Raw genomic sequence first — 18873 nt, 5'->3', positions numbered from 1 at the left:
TTATTAATATTAAGTATTGTAAAATACCGTTTTTAGTGATTTTTATTCGATGAGGGGTTAACTATAAAAAAATGAGGTGGAATATATTTATAAATGATTTATGTGATTAAAAGCGTTTAATGCATCTGCAATATAGTGCATATCATCACATGTATATCTAAAGTCTACGTGTATATTTAAATAATAACCATATTCTTTTTTGTTATTAGGCCACAATAGTGATGGGTAAATATTATTATCAATTAAATGAGATCTTAATTGATCTAAATAGGCCTCGTTATTTATATATAATATAAGTCCAAAAGTTCTACTTGAATGATGAGCAATAATTTCAAAATTATCATTGGGCTTAATGCAAGCACTTAGTTTTTGTAAATTTTGTAATTTGAAAGCACTATAATTTATACTTAAAAATTCTTTTATTGTTTTTTCATGTGTAGGATGTATTTGTGTTAAGCTATAGTTTTGATGTAAAGCCAATTCTGTTTCACTTATTAATAACAGGCTTTTTTCTTTTAGTGTTAAATCACCTGTTTTTTCAAAATCGTGTTTTAATTGCATTGCGTTTTGTATCTTATTCCAAATAGCCTCATAGGCATGGGATTCTAACAAAGGCACATTTTTTTTAACAGGATGGTTTTTAGGGCTCCATACCATGCCTCCAAGTGGAATAGGTAATGTTTTTCTTAAAGATGTCATACAATAATCAGCTTTACTGTTTATACAGCTATTACTAAGCCATCCGTGAGAGTGATCTTCAATAGTCACTATTTTTTTATCTCCTTTGTTAATTATGCAATCATGAATTCCCCAAAAATTATTTATAATAACAACATCGTTATCAGATGCAAATTCAAAAGCATTAATACTAAACTGTGCTTTGGAAGGATTGGTTTTATATGTCTTTATATTAGAATAGTTAGATTTTAACCAATGGGTAACATGCATGCAATAATATTCTGGCAACCAGATTATGAATGATTTTTTTTCTAACGCAATTAACTCTATGATATATTTAATAGCTTGCCTACCGGTATAAAACAACATTTTATCCTCTGGATTAAAACTTGTTTTATTTGCAAGAAATTTATCAACGTTATTTTCAATAAAAGGGAAGAAGGAACCTATGCCTTTATTATTTTTTTTCATGTTATGTGTGTTATAATTTCATCTAAAAGGATATGATGATGCAAAATAAATTAAATAACTTTACAAATTATTAGTTTTAATTATTTAATAAATAAAATGAATAATAAGATAATTGTTTTTTTAGGTTCACGCTATAATGTGTTAGAACAGCTTATAGCGTGTGAGAGTTTGGTTAACCTTAAGATTTACGCTCTTAAAGGAAGTCTGCTTGAAACTATTTTAATTGATAATGGTATTCCGCATGATGTATTTTCTCTTGAAAAGAAAAAGGATTTTCTTAAAATGCTAATTGATATTGAATTTGATATATTAATTTCAAATGGTTGTCCTATTATTTTTCCTGTAGAACGTTTTAAAAAACATCAAATTTTAATCAATATACATCCAACTTATCTCCCTTACTTGCAAGGTAAAACACCCCTAAATGGTGTGTTTTATGCCCATTATGATTTTTATGGTGCAACGATGCATTATATAGACAAAGGAATAGATACTGGAGACATTATTTACCAAAAAAAACAGAAGCTTACCAAAGATATAGATTTAGGTCTTTTGTACCATTTAGCTATGAAATTAGAAGGTGTTGTTTTTAAACAGGGTTGGAATAAATTAAAGGCAAGTAATTTTAAAAATATTGGCAGAAAACAAAAAGGCAACCCCTCGTATTTTAATAGGACTGAAGTAATGCAAACCATTGATTTTAATAGTCATAATACGGATCAAATACTGCTTACTATTAAAAGTTTTGGTATTGAAACACAAGGAAGTTTTTGTTCTATTGATAATAAAAAATATAAAATAATAGCCGCTGAAAAAATATTACATAAACCATTATTAGATATGTATGCCAACTGTTTGCCTGGAAAAATTGTTTTAACGTATGACACTAAAATGTTAATAAAAACAATTGATGGCCTTATAAAAGTTACTCGATTTTTTAGGCTTTAATGTTGAATCTCAGATTCAATAGCCTTAATTAAATCTCCTACATTATTCATGTTCATTAAGTCCATGAGTTTAAATTTAATATCAAAGCTTTTTTCTATTTCATTGATAATCATCATATGAGTTATAGATTCCCAGCCATCAACATCATTGGCCGTTGTTTCATCGCTTAGTTGAAAGTTTTCATGTTCTAAAACTTTAATAAAAGCTTGCCTAATTTTAAATACAATATCTTCTTTGTTCATTATTTTAATTTATTTTGAAGTGAGTTCTTAATGCTTTTCTATCAATTTTACCATTTATACTGTGTGGAAATTCTTTTATAAATTCCACATGCATCGGTATCATGTAATTAGGGAGTTTTGTTTTCATGTACTCAAAAATTTCATCCGTATTAAAAGGGGTAGATTCTATAGCTAAACCTAATTCGGCATTCCCTAAATTGTTTTCTATATCTATGGCTACCATATTTACTTTAATAGGGGCTTTAACTTTAGCATGAAATTCAATTTCCGATAACTCTACTCGATAGCCTCTTATTTTAACTTGAAAATCGGCTCTTCCCACATATAAGTAATCACCTTCATGATCTTTAAAACATAAATCGCCTGTTTTGTAATATATAAGTGGAGTCCCATTATCATCTACACTAAAAAAAACAGTATTATTAAGTTCTGGGTTATTCCAATACCCCGGTGTTACTTGGCTTCCTGAAATACATAGTTCGCCTGTTGTTTTTAAAGGAACTTCTTCGTTATTTTCATTTACTACCATGTATTTCAAATCCCCCATAGGTTTGCCTATTGAAATAATACCATTATGTGCTTTTGTATTGTTCTGCTTTTCATAAAGATAAAAGCCGCTATAAATAGTTGTTTCTGTTGGTCCATAATAATTATAAATTTTAGAATTTGGTATACAGTCACTCCATTCTGAAGCAATATCATCATGTAGTGCTCCTCCAGCAAAGCTACAATAGCGTACTTGTGTTTCGTTAATCTCTTTAAAATAAGGACGTAAATAGTGAATTATTGAAGCAACTAAGGTTAGCACTGTAAGTTTATACTCTTTTAACAATTTGTATACCTGAAAATATTTGATAGCTTTACTTGGTATGGTGTAAATAGAAGCTCCACTTAATAAAGGCATTAAATACGATACAACAGACATGTCAAAAGTGAGTTCAAACATTTGCAAACACTTATCCGTTGGCATTAATTCAAACCCAGGATCTTCATTGATAGCATTTACAAATCCATTCACATTTTTAAAAGTAATAGAAACTCCTTTTGGCACACCTGTTGAACCCGATGTAAATAAAATGTATGCTAAATCTTCACTATGAATATTTGCTACTGGACATAAATTTATCTTACATGGAATTTCCCCCTCAGTGGGATTAATTACTGTAAGATTTAGATTATTATAGTTGGAAATTTTGGAAGAATCTATAATAAAATGCGTATTAATAGATTGTAAGATATGTGTGTTTCTATCTAAAGGTACTTCAGGGTTTACAGGCACATAAGCTTTTCCTTCAAGCCATAAGGCTACAATACTCGCATAGGTGTAGATATCATCATTAGTTACAAGGCCTATTAACGTATCTGTTTTTTTGGTGTTGTTCTGAATAGCAACTCTAATTTTTGAAATTTCAAGATTAAAATCACTATAAGTGTAAAAAACATTATTGATGCAAAAAGCCTCACGCTCTGCATGTTTAATTAATGATTTTTGTAGAGCTTTTATAAATTCCATTTTTTTTTATTTGAATCATTGTTTTTCAAATCTTTACTCAATTACTATTGTAATTTCAGATAGTTATTTACTCATTTTACAAGCTTGTTAATTTATATACAACTTGGCTTAAATTAGTAAAAATGGCCATCACTATTTAGTATTTCTTGATTTTCAAAGTTTATATCTACATCTTGATGCGCCAAAGCTTTTTTATCCACTTGATGTGTAAAAATAGTTCTGAATCTTTGTTTAATGCTATTTGCTAACTTTGTATCATCAGTAAAAATGTACTTTTTTTGAAGTTTAATAAAATTCTCAATCAAGGCATCTACACATAAATTATAGTTTTCTCCATTTTCAGCCAAAAAATACTTGACGTTTAATTCATTGTAGTTTACAACAAAGGAAATAAATCCAATGATTTTATGTTCTTTTAAAACTTTTAGGTTATGTATGGCAATATTTTTAGAAATACCTGTAGCTAAAGATGAATAAGGGGTTTTTAAATTAATTGGAGTTTGTATGTATTGTAGTTTGCTAATCTGCCAATTCACATACTTTTTTGTTTTGTATATAAAGTCTTTTTTACACAAGGGTTCTATAAATGCCCATGCTTGAGTGTCTAACTCATTAATATACTCATAATTTAAATTTTCAGTATTACTTTTTAATTTTGACTTATTGTATACCTGTAAGGCTTTTGTAACTAAATAGTCTAAACCATTTAAAATAAATTTTAAAGGTTTTATAAATTTGAATTTAGCAATAAGAATATCAGGATCTAGACTAAAGAAAATAGTATATCTTGGTCTTGACATGATGGTTTTAAAAGGCATTTTTTTGTAAAAACTATGAGCATTTTCTGCAAAAGATTTCACGACTACTTGATTTTTTGCTAATCTTAAAGCTTCACTATAGATGTATGTGGATAATACATTGCCATTGTATTTATCAGCAATCCACCAATACATCATCCAATATATTTTTTTTTCAATTTTTTCAGAAGTTAGAGTTGTGTCTGGAATCATATAAACAAGTCCAATAATGATGTTGTTTTCTTCAGCAATAACACCACAAACATCATCTTCTCCCATTCTATCATTATTCAATAGCCATATTACTTTGCTTTTAGCTAAGGCTGTAGTTTTATGGCACCAATATTTGTCATTCTCTAAGTAATCTCGTAAAACTTTTTTAGAAAGATTTATTACTTTAACATCATTCATACCTTTATATATGGTTTTTAAGGAGGATCATTTTTACTAAATTAAAAGTCAACAGCTATTGTGATTTCAAATATATAATTATATTTATTTTATCACATTTTCAAAATAATTAAAACGTTATTATAATGCATTTTCACGACGAATGTGGTTTTTTAGTAAAAAGACCATATGAATGTTCTAATCATGTTAAGTAATATTTGGTCAATCAGCACAAAAAGAAAATGTTATTACCTGTAAACTTAGAATAATAAAACCATTCTATTAATTCTTATAAAAAAAGAACTAATAAGACATTAAGTATTTGTGCATATGAATTTTTAGTAATATAGGGTGTCTATTAACTTTTTAGGCGGTTTTATGAAAGGCTTTTATATTCGTTAAGTACTGCTTCCCAAACCTTTTGTCTTTCATATCTCGTTGTAATAAGCTCTCTGCAAACTGATGCTTGAAATTTATTTTTGTTTTCATAAAACTCGCGCATTTTTACGTATAAACTTGCTTCATCTTTTGCGGGAATTATAGCCCCATTTTCACCTTCTATAATAATTTCGTTACTACCATTTATATCAGTCACAAGAGCAGGTAGTCCCATAGCTCCTGCTTGCATGACTACATTAGGAAAACCTTCTCGATAGCTAGGAAATACAAGTGCATTTGCTATTGAAAAATAAGGACGTACATCGTTTACCCAACCTGTTTCAATTATTTTGGTATTGGTTTTTATATTATTAATTGTTTCAGGAAGCAGAGGGTCTAATGTTTCTTCATAATCGCCTACTAATAATAGGGTTGCTTGGTCTGTGATTTTAAAGTTTTTATTAAAAACGGAAACTAATTCGTTAATACCTTTGTCTTTAACAAGTCGTCCTACAAACACAAATACAAATTCGTTATTTGTAATATTTAATTCTTTTCGAATTAGTTGTTGTTTTTGTTCGTTAAAATGTTCTTTAGAAAAATAATCAAGGTCTAACCCGTTTATATTGCCATTTGCTAATACCTTTAATGGTTTTGATGTAATGTTATAATTTTCCAAATCTTGTTTAACACCATAACCTTCTGGATATATTTGTGTGGCACAGGCACAAAGTATTTTATCGGTAGTTATCAGTATTTTTTTCATAACCCCTTCTTTTGTAGGGAATATAAGTCCAGTAAATGTATGCATTCTATGAGGAACTCTAGCTAAGTAAGCCGCCATCATGCTTAACAAACCCGCTTTTGGAGTTATGGAATGTACAACAAAAGGCTTTTCTTTCTTAAATAAACGATATAGATTATATAGTGATTTTAAGTCATTGATTAAAGAAATGGGACGCACCATTTTAATAGGGTGTATTTTGATTCCTTCACTTTGTTCAACCAAACTTAAATTAGTGTCATTGGATGCCACACCTTGTACTTCATATTGTTCATTTAAATATTTTAATTGTCCAGAGATTAGTTTTAATGATACTCCTGAAGTAACAACTCTTATGATTTTTTTTTTCATAAAGATAAATACTCGTAATTAGCACGAATTAAGATTTATAAGCAAATATATAAAAGTAATTTATTTACATTTTATTTTTTCTATTTAATGCTAATTTTATTATAGTTATTAGATATGATAGGTCTAAATTTATCTTATTTTGCATACAGTTCAATATCAGGTTTTTTATGTTTAGAATTAAAATTACATAGCAGTTTCTATATAAAATTGTTGCAATTTATTAGTGTTTTCTTCTATGTCATATTGGGCATCTAAAATGGCTTTAAACATGTTTTTTCTTTCATATTCTAAATGCTTTAAAACAAGATTAGCCCAATATGTTTCAGATTCTTTTAAGTCGCAAAAAGTAACTAATTTTGTAATAGCTGTTTCTTTGTCAACTGTAGTTGATGTTATTACTTTTAAACCAGCAGCCTGAGCTTCGACTAAAGACACTGGTAATCCTTCATACAAGGAAGGGAATAATATAATATCTATGGCTTGTAATAAATCGGGAACATCATTTCTGAGTCCTAAAAATTTCACATTATCTTTTATATTTAGTTTTTTAACTTGTTCTTCTATTTTTGGCTTTAAATTACCATCTCCAATTAGTACTAACACTAAATTTTTATTTTGAAGCCACATTTCATAAAAGATTTTAATTAAAAAGATGTGATTTTTTTGCTCATTAAATCTACCTACATGACCTATGACTTTTTTGTTACTTATTCCCAGGTCTTTTTTTATTTTAACAGCTTTAGTTTCGTTATAAATAAAAGTTTTGGTGTTTATAGCATTATTAATAATCTTAATACGGTCCTTATTTTCTTCACCATATAACCAAACCCCTGCTTTTTCACCACAAGCAAAATAATGTGTTGCATATTTGCCTACTTTGGATCGAATGGAAAACTTGAAAAGGTCTTTTAAGACTTCTTTTAAATCCGTTTGTTTCTTAAAAATCTTTTTTAAGCCAAAAGGTTCAATAGCTAAATGATTGTGACCTATTCTAATATTTACCCCAGCTTCTTTAGCCGCTTTTAAAACGATAAAGCTTAAGGTATCTAAGTGGCTGTGAACTATATGGTATTCTGGATGGTCTGTAAAAAAAGACTTTAATTGTTTTTTGTAATTAGAATATGATTTAACACTTATGGGGTCCATTTTAAACAGCTTGCCTCCTAAACTCAAGATTTCATCATCAAAAGCACCTTCATCTTTTCTATGCAATAAAAAGTCGAATTGAATTTTGCTTTTATCAATAGATCTGTAATAATTCATAATCATATTTTCAGCACCACCTCTGTTCATTATAGTTAGCACTTGTAAAATTCTTGTGGGTTTATTCATCATGATTAATTAAGAAACAAAATATTGGTCAAAATTGTAAATTAGTTATAAAAAATAAATGTAAATTTTTGTTATTTAATGAGTTTAAAATAATTGTTAAAACTGATAAGCAAAAAAAATAATATTTTATTATTGAAAATGTGGGTTAATATTCTTTCTTTTTTAGAATTATAGTCTACTCCAATAAATTTATTTAAAGGGTACACCTTAAGTAATTTAAATTCATTAGTTATGGATTGAATTTCGTTAAAGGAACAATTAGATTTCACTAATCTAACCAAAAGAAAAAATAAATAGGATTGTTGTCTCGCTTGTAGTCTTTTAACAGCCTTATAATCAGCATTATTATGTTTTGCTAAGTCTATGAGATTTGTAAACTTAGTAATAATGAATTTAAAATTCTTGTTTAAATGGTTAATGTGTTCCTTTGAAGTTTTTCTCATTATGGAATTTGTATTTACAAAATATCTATAAATACTTAGTGGTATAAAAGCTGTTCTTTTGCATTTGATTAGAAGCTCAGCTGTATAAATACCATCTTCAAGCATAACACCTTCTACAAATTCTATTTTGTTGTTTAATGCAATATCCTTTTTAAAAATATACCACCAAGTATAATTATAAAAATTAAAGTCAGATATGAATGTACAGCCATTTTTAATTTTTAAGTTATTTGCGTAGCTTTCCATGTGATCGGCATTTATAGTTAGTTCAAAATTTGACTCTGAAGTATTAGTATATTTAAATCCTAAAAAATCGAGATTATTTTCTAAAATAAGGCCCAGTAAGCTTTTTAATATGTTTTTTTGTATATAATCATCAGAATCTATATAATAAATATAAGTTCCAATACTATTTTTAAATCCGTTATTTCTTGCGGCACTAGTTCCTTTATTTATCTGATTGATAATTTTAATTTGTTGATATTCTTTAGCATAATGCTTAGCTATAGATAGGCTTGAATCTGTAGAGCCATCATTTACTAATATGATTTCATAATCATTATAATCAATATCTTGTTCAATTAAACTTTCAATACATCGAGCAATAAACTTTTCTGTATTATAAAATGGGACAATAATGCTTATTAACATTTGTAATAAAAAAATTAGTTACCAAAGTATATGAATTAATTTTACTACACAAAACAAAGTAGTTGAAATGTTAAATTTCAGCTATAAAATGATATTTTGAATGTTTACTTTTTCATTAGTTTTTATAAGATAAATCTATCATTACTATTGATGGTTTTTATCTTTTATTATTATTTCTCTTTATAACTTTTTTAATTACTAACAATCAGACTATTAAGTTATAAATAGTTATTAACAATGACTATTAAATTATTTAACATAACTTATTTTTGCTTTTCAAAAAAAATAGAATGCATAAAAACATCCAAAAAGTCATACAGGAACGTATATTGATTTTAATAACTATGAAAAAAACAGATTATCGTAAAAAAGAAACACTTAAACGAGTATTATGTTAGTCTTGAAAGCATTTCAGCGAAAATAAGAAACACTTAAGCGGTAATTCTTTTGATTTTTTTTAATATTGAAAACAAAAATTAATGCCCTCCAAAAACCTAAAACTTATGAAAATGATGTTTAAACCTATGTATTTATTATTTTTTATTATTATTTCCATTACGTCTTGTAATAATGAAGAATTATTTGAAGAACCTATCTTAGAAGAACCTATAGAGGAAACTCCTGTTACACCTGAAGATATTATTGATACAGTTAATCCAATAACTGCCCCTTGTGATTTTGACTTAGCTAATGCCGAAATCAATTCTACTATCGTAATTAATTGTGTGATGGACTTAGAAGGTAAAACGATAAACATACCTGATAACGTAACCATTGTTTATGAAGGAGGTTCTATTGTGAATGGAACTTTAAATTTTTCAAGTGAAAGTATTATCTCTGGTGATTTATTGAATTCAAGCCTAACGCTTGGAGGAGCTAAACCTTTGTTAAAAGACCCTACTTTTAATTTTAATCCAAAACGCTGGGGAATCGTAGAAGGAGTAGTTAGTGATGCTGTTGCTTTGCGTAATCGAGATATTTTAGAAGGCTCATTTGAGTTAGTAAAATCGTTAGGGGTTTCTACTTTTATAATAGATGCTATGGATGCTTATTTTAAAGTAGATGATGAAAATTTTAAGGGTTATGCATATACTTATGCTATCAACCCACCCTCTAATTTCACTTTAAAAATGAGTGAGAACACTCATTTAAGAACACAACCTACTAATTTTTCTAATTATGCACTTATTTCTGTTAGAGACGTAGAAAATGTCGTTATTGATGGAGGAAATTTATATGGTGAACGGGATGAACATGATTATTCCAGTGGAGGTTCGCACGAGTTTGGTATGTGTTTAACAGTAAGTGGCTCAAAAGATGTAACTATTAAGAATATGACCATTACAGATGCTTTAGGCGATGGTATAATAATTGATAATATTGGACACACCTATGATTCTTTTTACACTTACACTGATAATTTATTAATTCAAAATAATAAAATTATTAGAAGCCGAAGAAATGGGATTTCCATTGTTGAAGGTAAAAATATTGTGATTGATGGGAATGAACTTGTTGACACAGGAATAACAACATCCAAATCTAGTGGGGCTGCGCCTATGTGGGCTATTGATATTGAACCTGTTTGGGAGAATGGGATAAAATACCAAATTGTGGAATATGTTACTATTAAAAATAATATAGAACGTGGCTCAGAAAAAGGTGGGTTTATAAATGCGAGAGGTTGGTATATTACGTATGAAAATAATACTATGGAAAATACTATAGCCATAGGGGAGACAGTTGGCTCGATTGTTAGAAATAATATATTTAAGAATCCAGGTAAAAACTCAAATGTTGCGATTGCAGCAGGTATGAATGACCCCTTGGGATATGGTAATGAGCGTAATTATGATAATGAAGTGTATGGTAACACCATTACTGGCTTTCCAAAAGGTATTGAGTTGCAAGACCCAGGTATCGATCTTCATCACAATACCATGATAGATTGTGGTCGAGGTATTGATTTATTAAATACCCGCGACTCTAAAGTTCGTGATAATACTATTACAAGTACAGTTACAGGTAGTGATGGTATTGGTAATCACGTAACCTCATACATCAATAATGTAGATATTTTTAATAATACTATAAATGTACAACGCGTTCCTATTCGGTTTTATGAAGTGAATAGAAGTGCCGCTAATATAGGCTATAATATTTCTATACGGGATAATGACTTGACTTCCACGGGAAATCATAATTCAAATTTCGCTAAGATTAGAGGTTTTGATTTTAAAAATAATATATGTCATAATTCTGGAATATATTTAATAGAAGCCTCTTCCGCTAACGTATTGAACAATACATTTGGAAACAAACAAATAAAAGTATCACAAAATTGTATGGATATTACTATTAAAGATAATATAGGTTGCGTAACCGATGATACTACTTCAACTAATATTATAACACTATCTAATACTTGTAATTAAGAGTATATTCGATTTTTTATATAGACAGGGGTTAAATTAATATTTAACCCCTGTCTGATTTTATAAAAGCTTATTATTTTATTTATGTTTCTTTAAGGTTTTATAAAGTTAGGCTACGTATTTTTTTTTGTTTTTAATAAAATATATAAATACAATAGTATTCCTGGAGGTATTGCTAAAATGGTTAAAGCTTTTTTAGGTGATTCCGATATGAACTTTTGATTTTTAGACAATAAACTACTAGATACATAGTGTATGGCTTTTTTATACTTTTCTTGTAAGGATTTCGAATATTTCATTTCTGGAATTCTTGAAAAGGCAAAGCCTTTAGGGTGTCTTCTGTATTGTTTGAAGATATTAAGACTCGAACCGTCTGGCATATACTCTACAATACATAAAACCTTATTAATAGGAAACAGCGAGAAATCTTGATCAATAAGTAGGTACAAGTAATGTAAGGGCACAAAACGTTCGTCTTTAAAAATGGGGTAGGGTGGATACTTTTTTACCACATCTGTTCTTAAAACTAATTTTTTATCCCCTTTCACTTTATGTATTTCATATAAATCAGATAGTGTTGTTTCTTTTAAGGTTTCTGGTATTTTAGTGCCAATAATGTTTCCCTGTTTGTTTGCATCTAATCCAACTAAACCTGCAAACTGCGGTTTATGTTTAATCAATAACCAGTTCTCTAAAATTATTTGTACTGCATCATCAGGCATAAAATCATCCGAATCAATACATACATTTAATTCCGTTTCAATTAATCTGTAAGCTGCATTGTGTCCTCCGTGCATGCCTTGATTGTCCTGATAGTGGTATTGGATTGAAATTTTATTTTCATCCATCCAAGTGTTTACCAAATCTTTAGTATTATCAATTGAGCCATCGTCTATAATTAACCAAATAAAATTTTGATTGGTTTGCCTAACAAGGCTCTCATAACACTGGTGTAAACAGTAGGCACGGTTATATGTTGGTGTAAAAACTGTAAGTGGTTTCATGTTAAATATGTTGTTAATTAGTTTTTAAAATGGTATAGTATATGATATACATTAAATAGGTAAACATAAAGTATGCAGTTATAACCTTGGCTATCATGTGTTGTTGCTTTTTAAAAAACTCTTGTTTTAATAGCGGATATATAATAATAAATGCCATTAAAAACCAAGATAAATAAGCAAAGCGATTCGAAAAATTAGCCCGAATGACTAAAATCCAAAAGGCATTACAAATCAAGTAGGTATTAAAAACCTGATTATAAAAATTGTCTTGAAATTTTCTTTTTATAATAAAATACCAACCAGCAAACACAGGGAAAGCACTGTAAAAAATAAAATCCCAACGAAACCCTGTTTTTATTTCAGAATCTGTTGCAGCCTCCCCAGATAGATACCCAGCTAACCTATCATCTCCAAAACCTAAACTGGTAAAAATCATAATAAAAACTGACCCCATTGCTAATGAGATTGGTATTGCCAGTAGCCATGCTTTTAAATAGGTTTTTGGATTGTTATAAATTAGGGTTAAAACATATGCCATGATAGGTAAGAGGGTTGATTTATGAAATAATACTGCGATTAAGAAACAAAATCCCATTTTTATTTTTTGATTTGTATAACATAAGCCCCATAAAAAAAATGAGGTAGCTAAGCCGTTTCGAATGCCATTGGTGCCATACGTGAAAAAAGAAAAGGATACTACAAACATTAAGAAAGCATAAAACCAATAGGCATTAAAATATTTTTTTGATATAAAGAACATAGGAGTAATATACAAAGTGGCTACTATAAAAAAGAAGCCATGTACACCCATCACATTAGACAAAAACTTCATACAATAATTGAAAAATACGTCTTTATCGATGGTTACAGGCAAACCATTTGCATACCCATTGTAATACTTTGCATAGGTACCCATATCACCAAAATACCTACCACTGATAGGGCGCAGTCCAATGTAAAATACTAATAGGACTAACAACACCATCCCTGAAGTTCTTAAAAACTTTAAATTTTTTGGATTATTAAGATCTAATACATAAGCATGTAATAAATTAGCGACTACGAGAAAAAAACAAAAGTAAATGAATGCATCGTAGTAATATTCTAAAGGGATGAAGTCTATCATTTATTTTTAATTAGATTCATTTGTATTTGAGATCTTTTGATAACGCCCTTGCCATTTAAATGATAAGCGGTATCAAAAAAATAGTTATCAGGAAAAACAAAATCGGATGGAATTCCAAGAATTTTTAAATTAGAAGTCTTTAATTTTTTTTCAATTTGTTTTATATACACTTCATTTATAAGGTATCCCGTTTTGCATAAACTAGGATATGTAATATATAAAGATGCTCCTTTATTATTAATAATATTATTGTAGTTTAATAACAATTCTATTGATTTCTCATTATAGCTTCCCGAAAACTTGTAAGGCTCAAACTTTTGGTTTTCTAAAGACCAATGTGAATTGTTATCTCCATTACTGTTTATAGAAAATTCCGTATATACATTAGAACTAGATTTTTTACTTTTCACAAAAGTACCATATACAAAAGACTTCATTTTATCAAACGAAAACTTTGGAACAAACGTAGCAATATTAATAGTTTGATGTAACGACAGTAATTTGATATTATTAGGTTTTACAGTTAGTGAAAATAATATTGGTTCATTACCCAGCCTATTGTTGTCTAAAAAATGTGAATATTCAGGTGCTAATATTACAATATCTCCATTTTTGATATATGGTAGTAAATCATCCATAATATATTTCAAGCCATAGCCTGCATGAATGGCATGGTTTACCACTGGCATTTTTAAACTATCTGCTATTATCTTTGAGTTAAAACCAAATAATACATTAGATCCTCCAGTTAAGACTATTTTAGGTTCTTTTGTAGTATTTAATATTTCATGTTTTTTTAAAAGGCTATAATCAATTGATCTTGGTTGTGATGTATTAGGAAGTAATAAGCCTATGGTTATAAGACCTAAGATAAGAAATAAAAATAGAATGCTATTAATTAAATATTTTTTCATGTTGAACTAAAATTGAAAATATATAAATTCCTGTTTATCGGCCCCAAACCAGAAAATAAGTATAATTAAAAACAGATAGATACTCCAGCGGTATACTTTTTTTATCCTATCGATATTCAATTCCAAGCCATGTTGTTTATGACGTTGCAGCCATTCAACTACAACAAGTATGGTTATGAATGCAAAAGGCTTGATATCTACAGCAGGCCATGCTGTTAATGATTTAGAAACCATTCCTTTTAGATAATTAAGTGCATCGGTAACAGTTTCTGCTCTAAAAAAGACCCATGCAATTACAGTGATTGAAAATGTAAAAATTATTTGAAATGCTTCCTTGGCGTTAATTAGTACTTGACCTTGTGCAGCAACATCTAAATTAGATCTGTTTTTATTTCTTAGTAATAAAGGTAAAAAGTATAAGGCATTTAATCCTCCCCAAATGATAAAAGTCCAGTTAGCACCATGCCAAAAGCCACTCACTAAAAATATAATAAAAGTATTTCTTATCTTCATTGCTGTCCCCCCCTTACTACCTCCAATAGGTATGTAAAGATAGTCTCTAAACCAAGTAGATAATGAGATGTGCCAACGGCGCCAGAATTCAGCGATATCTCTGGAAAAATAAGGGAACGCAAAATTTTGCATGAGGTTGAATCCGAATAAACGTGATGTACCAATGGCAATATCTGAATAGCCTGAAAAGTCACCATAAATTTGAAAGGCAAAAAATATAGCAGCAATAACTAAAGTACTGGCATTATAATCTGCATGGTTATCAAATACTTGATTAACAATGATTGCACAATTATCAGCAATCACTATTTTTTTGAACAATCCCCAAAGTATTTGGCGTAACCCATCTGTGGCTTTTTTATAATCAAATATTCGTTTTGTATGAAATTGAGGAAGTAGGTTGGTCGCTCTTTCTATTGGTCCTGCTACAAGTTGAGGAAAAAAGCTTACAAAAGCAAAAAAAGCTATGATGTCTTTGGTCGGTTTTAGTTGTTTTCGGTAGACATCAATGGTATAACTCATGGTTTGGAAGGTGTAAAAACTAATTCCAACAGGTAGTATGATGTCCAAAGTAAACGTATTAACTTCTATACCTATTGTTGCCCAAGCCGCGGCAAACTCAGAAGCAAAAAAATTATAATATTTAAAAACTCCTAAAAAACCTAAGTTAACAATCATGCTAAGAGTTAGCCAACGCTTTTTTATAGTTTTTTCCTTAGCTTTCTCAATGGCTAAGCCACAAAAATAATCGATAAAGGAACTAAAAATAATAAGCGATAAAAAGCGCCAATCCCATAAGCCATAAAAGAAATAGCTCACTACCAACAATAAAAAGTTTTGCCATTTTAAGTTGCGATTACATACAAACCAATATAATATAAATACTGTAGGCAGAAAGATTAAATATTCGAAAGAGTTAAAAAGCATGAGGGTAATTATTTTTTATATAAATATCAGATAAAGAACTGTGGTAATACACCTTCGTTTGCTAAAAATATAATTTATTTATTTTTTAATATATTGCATCGTGATTTTATTTATATCAAATTTGCCTAATAGTTTTATTTTATGTTCTTGAAGTTGTTTTTTATAGTTATTTGTCTCCAACATTTTTTTTAAAGCATCTGCAAATAATATTTCTTCTTTTATGAGCTTATTATCATTAGGTATTTGTAATAATTTACCTTTGAAGATATTTGGGGTTATTATACCTGCTTCTACCTCAATATTTATATTAGTTTCAGAATGATTTTTTAAACTCATTAGTTCTATAATTCCTTTAGTACAATATGTAGAAACAATTGGTGTTTCTAAACACATTGCTTCGACTATGACATTTGGAGTCCCTTCATAATATGAAGAAAGAGCCAATACATTTGATTTAACTAAATATTTATAAGGGTTATTTCTCCTCCCTAAGAGATGAACGGATTTTTTAATATTTAATTCTTCAATTAAGTTTTGCAAGTGTTGTGTTACATTTGAATCACCATCTCCAATTATTACTAAATTAGTGTCTGGGAATTGATTTAATACTAATTTAAAGGATTTAATTAGGTGCCAAGGTGCTTTCTGTATTGATAATCGTCCTAAAAATAATATAGTTTGTTTTGAAAAAATTTCTTTTTCATCATCTTCTATTATAGCTTCTTTACTTAAACGAATTATATCAATTAAATCATGTGGATTATAAATTATTTCTATATTGTCAAATTTGTATGAACAATTTTTTATTAAATCTTCTTTAATTGCGATACTTATACACACCAATTTATCCAAAAATTTATAGGAAGTTTTATAACCTAATTTACTTATTGTATTAAAAATAGTTTTGTTTTTAAATTCTGTACTTTTTAATGCATGAATACTTCCTATTTTAAATTCTTTACTAAAAGAAAGAGAGCTAAATAAATTAGCCATATCTCCAAAAGCTATGGAATGTGTAAATTTATGATTCTTTATGATTCTATTAATTAAATATGGTGCTTTAACATAAAATAATAATCTTTGTATTTTAGACATTTGATAAAAATCATAGTCACTTAAAAATAATTCATCTTCACCAAATTTAATAATATCATTATCAAGTTTAATGAATTTTAATGCTTTGACATCATATCCAACTTTTTTATAGTAATTATAAAAACCAAGTGCTAAACGCTCCATGCCACCTACACTACCATATGGCATAATTAATAAAATAGATTTTTTGTTCATTTTTTTTTTTTGAATTCTTGTAACCTAAGTATTTTAATAATTTTACTTATAATTTTCACACCAAAAACACTCATTAATTTTCGTTTTATATTGGGTAGAAAAGTTTCTTTTTTTGATACCCAGGACATGGCGAAATGATGTATGGTATAAGTATTTGGCGTATTTTCTAATTTTCCTGTTCCGTGATTTTTAGCACAAAAATAGTCTTTGGGAAATAGAAATAAGGTTTTTGTATTCTCTTTTTGAATTTCTGGACGTAATTGATGTGGCGGTAATTCTTTAACTTCTCTTTTTTGTAAAATTTGTTGCATCATAATACGTGGTAATGTTAATGTATTAAAACTACCATCTGCATTTATAAAAAATTTATTTGTATAATAATTTAAACAATCTAGAACCCAATCGCTGTGTTTTTCTGCTCCAAATACACCTGCTTCAATAACTCCTTCAATTTCTGAACCAGCGATGTAAGGACGGTCTAGAAGGTCATCAAAGTTTTTTAGTACCTCCACATCAGTGTCTAGATAAATACCCCCATAATTATAAACAGCATATAAACGAATATAATCGGCTGCAAAGGCATATTTTTTGGTTTCAAACGCTTGTTTTACCCAGATGTTAGATTCTAAATTAAATTTATTTGTATCCCAAAGCACAAACTCATAGTCTGGTAGTTTTTCCTTCCAAGTGTCTATACACTTTTTTATTACAGGAGGAAATGCGTCACCACTAAGCCAACAATAATGTATTATTTTAGGAATCATCTCTTTTTGTTTTTAATTTAATAATAGCATTTGGTGTTAAGGACTTTAATGTTAATAGTCCTATATATTGATAGTGTTTTGTTGAAGCATATATAAAAGCTTTTACGATATAAATTAAGCTCTTTATTTTTTCATTAAATCGACCTTCACACAAAACTTCTGATATTTTTATATATCGACGGTACTTTAGAAATTTTATTTCCTGATTAGTGAACTTTTCTTTATTGCTTTTTTCAAATTCAGCTAATAAATCGAGTGATTTAATGATTTTTTTTGCACCAAGATATGATATTCTTAAGCCAGAATGTTCCACTAAGGTTAAAAGTTGTTTGTTTAATACGCCTATTTTATATCCCAAGTTTAAAAACTTATAATGAAAATACTTGTCTTGAAACCTCGGTATCTCTGAGAATCCTTCTAATTTAAGGAATATATTTTTTTTAATTAAAAGCATCGATGTAAATAAATTGCCATCTAAAATGGCTTCTTTTAAAGTTTCTCCACGGGCTGTGTTTTCTCTAGACTCTATTTGCTTATTATTTTCATCTATTCGGAACATGGAACACATGCATGCATCTAGTTGAGGATTATTATTTAAGAAATTAATTTGCTCTTCTAACTTAGTCGGTTCATAAAAATCATCATCATCTAAAAAGGCAATATATTCACCTTTAGCAGCAAACGCTCCGGTATTTCTTGCTACACAGCCGCCTTGGTTTGATTTGTGCTGTATGTAGGTAATTTTATTTTGAGAAATATATTTTTTTAAAACAGATTTAGTTTCTTTTCGATATTCATTATCGTCATTGTCATCAACCACAATTATTTCTAAAGGGCTATAGGTTTGACCAAGTACACTTTCAATTGCTATTGGGAGTCTAGAACTTCGTTTGTATGTCGGGATTATAACTGAAATCATTCT

The 18873-nt window shown here is 28.6% G+C and carries 16 protein-coding genes; 2 read left to right on the top strand and 14 right to left on the bottom strand.

Annotated features, from left to right (window positions below):
- Positions 1-87 precede the first annotated feature (87 nt).
- Complete coding sequence (locus APS56_RS02220) at positions 88-1149, bottom strand: hypothetical protein (RefSeq protein WP_054724376.1); 1062 nt, start codon at positions 1147-1149, stop codon at positions 88-90.
- A gap of 96 nt (positions 1150-1245) precedes the next feature.
- On the opposite strand from APS56_RS02220, the gene APS56_RS02215 reads away from it, so the two are divergent.
- On the top strand, positions 1246-2097 hold the full coding sequence (locus APS56_RS02215; protein ID WP_054724374.1) for a formyltransferase family protein: 852 nt from the start codon (positions 1246-1248) through the stop codon (positions 2095-2097).
- Here the strand turns inward: APS56_RS02215 and APS56_RS02210 are convergent.
- The 6 genes from APS56_RS02210 to APS56_RS02185 all read right to left on the bottom strand — a co-directional run bounded on the left by APS56_RS02210 (position 2094) and on the right by APS56_RS02185 (position 8978).
- The gene (locus tag APS56_RS02210) at positions 2094-2339 is read right to left on the bottom strand and encodes an acyl carrier protein (RefSeq protein WP_054724372.1); all 246 of its coding nucleotides are present in this window, start codon (positions 2337-2339) and stop codon (positions 2094-2096) included. The two genes, APS56_RS02215 and APS56_RS02210, sit on opposite strands and share 4 nt — an antisense overlap.
- Before the next feature lie 4 nt (positions 2340-2343).
- The gene (locus APS56_RS02205; RefSeq protein WP_054724370.1) at positions 2344-3852 is read right to left on the bottom strand and encodes an AMP-binding protein; all 1509 of its coding nucleotides are present in this window, start codon (positions 3850-3852) and stop codon (positions 2344-2346) included.
- 113 nt (positions 3853-3965) lie between these two features.
- Positions 3966-5060 carry a hypothetical protein gene (locus tag APS56_RS02200; RefSeq protein WP_054724368.1) on the bottom strand — a complete coding sequence of 365 codons (1095 nt, stop codon included), beginning with the start codon at positions 5058-5060 and terminating at the stop codon, positions 3966-3968.
- A gap of 355 nt (positions 5061-5415) precedes the next feature.
- Positions 5416-6552: a glycosyltransferase family 4 protein gene (locus APS56_RS02195; protein WP_054724367.1), complete on the bottom strand. Its 1137-nt coding sequence runs from the start codon at positions 6550-6552 to the stop codon at positions 5416-5418.
- 183 nt (positions 6553-6735) lie between these two features.
- Positions 6736-7887 carry a glycosyltransferase family 1 protein gene (locus tag APS56_RS02190; RefSeq protein WP_054724365.1) on the bottom strand — a complete coding sequence of 384 codons (1152 nt, stop codon included), beginning with the start codon at positions 7885-7887 and terminating at the stop codon, positions 6736-6738.
- A 68-nt stretch (positions 7888-7955) separates the two neighbouring features.
- Positions 7956-8978 (bottom strand): glycosyltransferase, encoded by a 1023-nt coding sequence (locus APS56_RS02185; protein WP_054724363.1) that lies wholly within the window; start codon positions 8976-8978, stop codon positions 7956-7958.
- Positions 8979-9487: 509 nt separating this feature from the next.
- On the opposite strand from APS56_RS02185, the gene APS56_RS02180 reads away from it, so the two are divergent.
- Positions 9488-11413 carry a right-handed parallel beta-helix repeat-containing protein gene (locus tag APS56_RS02180; RefSeq protein WP_157757593.1) on the top strand — a complete coding sequence of 642 codons (1926 nt, stop codon included), beginning with the start codon at positions 9488-9490 and terminating at the stop codon, positions 11411-11413.
- Positions 11414-11526: 113 nt separating this feature from the next.
- Here APS56_RS02180 and APS56_RS02175 read toward each other — a convergent pair whose 3' ends face one another.
- The 7 genes from APS56_RS02175 to APS56_RS02145 all read right to left on the bottom strand — a co-directional run bounded on the left by APS56_RS02175 (position 11527) and on the right by APS56_RS02145 (position 18870).
- On the bottom strand, positions 11527-12417 hold the full coding sequence (locus APS56_RS02175) for a glycosyltransferase family 2 protein (RefSeq protein WP_054724359.1): 891 nt from the start codon (positions 12415-12417) through the stop codon (positions 11527-11529).
- Positions 12418-12430: 13 nt separating this feature from the next.
- The gene (locus APS56_RS02170; protein WP_054724358.1) at positions 12431-13543 is read right to left on the bottom strand and encodes an EpsG family protein; all 1113 of its coding nucleotides are present in this window, start codon (positions 13541-13543) and stop codon (positions 12431-12433) included.
- Positions 13540-14457 (bottom strand): hypothetical protein, encoded by a 918-nt coding sequence (locus APS56_RS02165; RefSeq protein WP_054724356.1) that lies wholly within the window; start codon positions 14455-14457, stop codon positions 13540-13542. Before APS56_RS02165 ends, APS56_RS02170 begins: the two co-directional genes overlap by 4 nt.
- A gap of 6 nt (positions 14458-14463) precedes the next feature.
- Positions 14464-15897, bottom strand: a complete 1434-nt coding sequence (locus APS56_RS02160; RefSeq protein WP_054724354.1) for an MBOAT family O-acyltransferase — start codon at positions 15895-15897, stop codon at positions 14464-14466.
- Between the two features lie 78 nt (positions 15898-15975).
- Positions 15976-17187 (bottom strand): glycosyltransferase, encoded by a 1212-nt coding sequence (locus APS56_RS02155; protein ID WP_054724352.1) that lies wholly within the window; start codon positions 17185-17187, stop codon positions 15976-15978.
- Positions 17184-17951: a glycosyltransferase family 32 protein gene (locus tag APS56_RS02150; protein ID WP_054724350.1), complete on the bottom strand. Its 768-nt coding sequence runs from the start codon at positions 17949-17951 to the stop codon at positions 17184-17186. The genes APS56_RS02155 and APS56_RS02150 overlap by 4 nt, the downstream gene beginning before the upstream one ends.
- Positions 17941-18870 (bottom strand): glycosyltransferase family 2 protein, encoded by a 930-nt coding sequence (locus APS56_RS02145; RefSeq protein ID WP_054724348.1) that lies wholly within the window; start codon positions 18868-18870, stop codon positions 17941-17943. The genes APS56_RS02150 and APS56_RS02145 overlap by 11 nt, the downstream gene beginning before the upstream one ends.
- Positions 18871-18873: the final 3 nt, after the last annotated feature.

Origin of the sequence: Pseudalgibacter alginicilyticus (genome assembly GCF_001310225.1) — a bacterium.
Lineage (GTDB): Bacteria > Bacteroidota > Bacteroidia > Flavobacteriales > Flavobacteriaceae > Pseudalgibacter > Pseudalgibacter alginicilyticus.
The sequence above is the reverse complement of the archived record's forward strand: the minus strand, read 5'-3'. Positions and strand labels throughout refer to the sequence as shown.

What these genes read in the sequence shown, in the direction of transcription:
- APS56_RS02220 (WP_054724376.1), bottom strand. Translation starts at nt 1,149, where the DNA reads ATGAAAAAAAATAATAAAGGCATAGGTTCCTTCTTCCCTTTTATTGAA.
- APS56_RS02215 (WP_054724374.1), top strand. Translation starts at nt 1,246, where the DNA reads ATGAATAATAAGATAATTGTTTTTTTAGGTTCACGCTATAATGTGTTA.
- APS56_RS02210 (WP_054724372.1), bottom strand. Translation starts at nt 2,339, where the DNA reads ATGAACAAAGAAGATATTGTATTTAAAATTAGGCAAGCTTTTATTAAA.
- APS56_RS02205 (WP_054724370.1), bottom strand. Translation starts at nt 3,852, where the DNA reads ATGGAATTTATAAAAGCTCTACAAAAATCATTAATTAAACATGCAGAG.
- APS56_RS02200 (WP_054724368.1), bottom strand. Translation starts at nt 5,060, where the DNA reads ATGAATGATGTTAAAGTAATAAATCTTTCTAAAAAAGTTTTACGAGAT.
- APS56_RS02195 (WP_054724367.1), bottom strand. Translation starts at nt 6,552, where the DNA reads ATGAAAAAAAAAATCATAAGAGTTGTTACTTCAGGAGTATCATTAAAA.
- APS56_RS02190 (WP_054724365.1), bottom strand. Translation starts at nt 7,887, where the DNA reads ATGATGAATAAACCCACAAGAATTTTACAAGTGCTAACTATAATGAAC.
- APS56_RS02185 (WP_054724363.1), bottom strand. Translation starts at nt 8,978, where the DNA reads ATGTTAATAAGCATTATTGTCCCATTTTATAATACAGAAAAGTTTATT.
- APS56_RS02180 (WP_157757593.1), top strand. Translation starts at nt 9,488, where the DNA reads ATGATGTTTAAACCTATGTATTTATTATTTTTTATTATTATTTCCATT.
- APS56_RS02175 (WP_054724359.1), bottom strand. Translation starts at nt 12,417, where the DNA reads ATGAAACCACTTACAGTTTTTACACCAACATATAACCGTGCCTACTGT.
- APS56_RS02170 (WP_054724358.1), bottom strand. Translation starts at nt 13,543, where the DNA reads ATGATAGACTTCATCCCTTTAGAATATTACTACGATGCATTCATTTAC.
- APS56_RS02165 (WP_054724356.1), bottom strand. Translation starts at nt 14,457, where the DNA reads ATGAAAAAATATTTAATTAATAGCATTCTATTTTTATTTCTTATCTTA.
- APS56_RS02160 (WP_054724354.1), bottom strand. Translation starts at nt 15,897, where the DNA reads ATGCTTTTTAACTCTTTCGAATATTTAATCTTTCTGCCTACAGTATTT.
- APS56_RS02155 (WP_054724352.1), bottom strand. Translation starts at nt 17,187, where the DNA reads ATGAACAAAAAATCTATTTTATTAATTATGCCATATGGTAGTGTAGGT.
- APS56_RS02150 (WP_054724350.1), bottom strand. Translation starts at nt 17,951, where the DNA reads ATGATTCCTAAAATAATACATTATTGTTGGCTTAGTGGTGACGCATTT.
- APS56_RS02145 (WP_054724348.1), bottom strand. Translation starts at nt 18,870, where the DNA reads ATGATTTCAGTTATAATCCCGACATACAAACGAAGTTCTAGACTCCCA.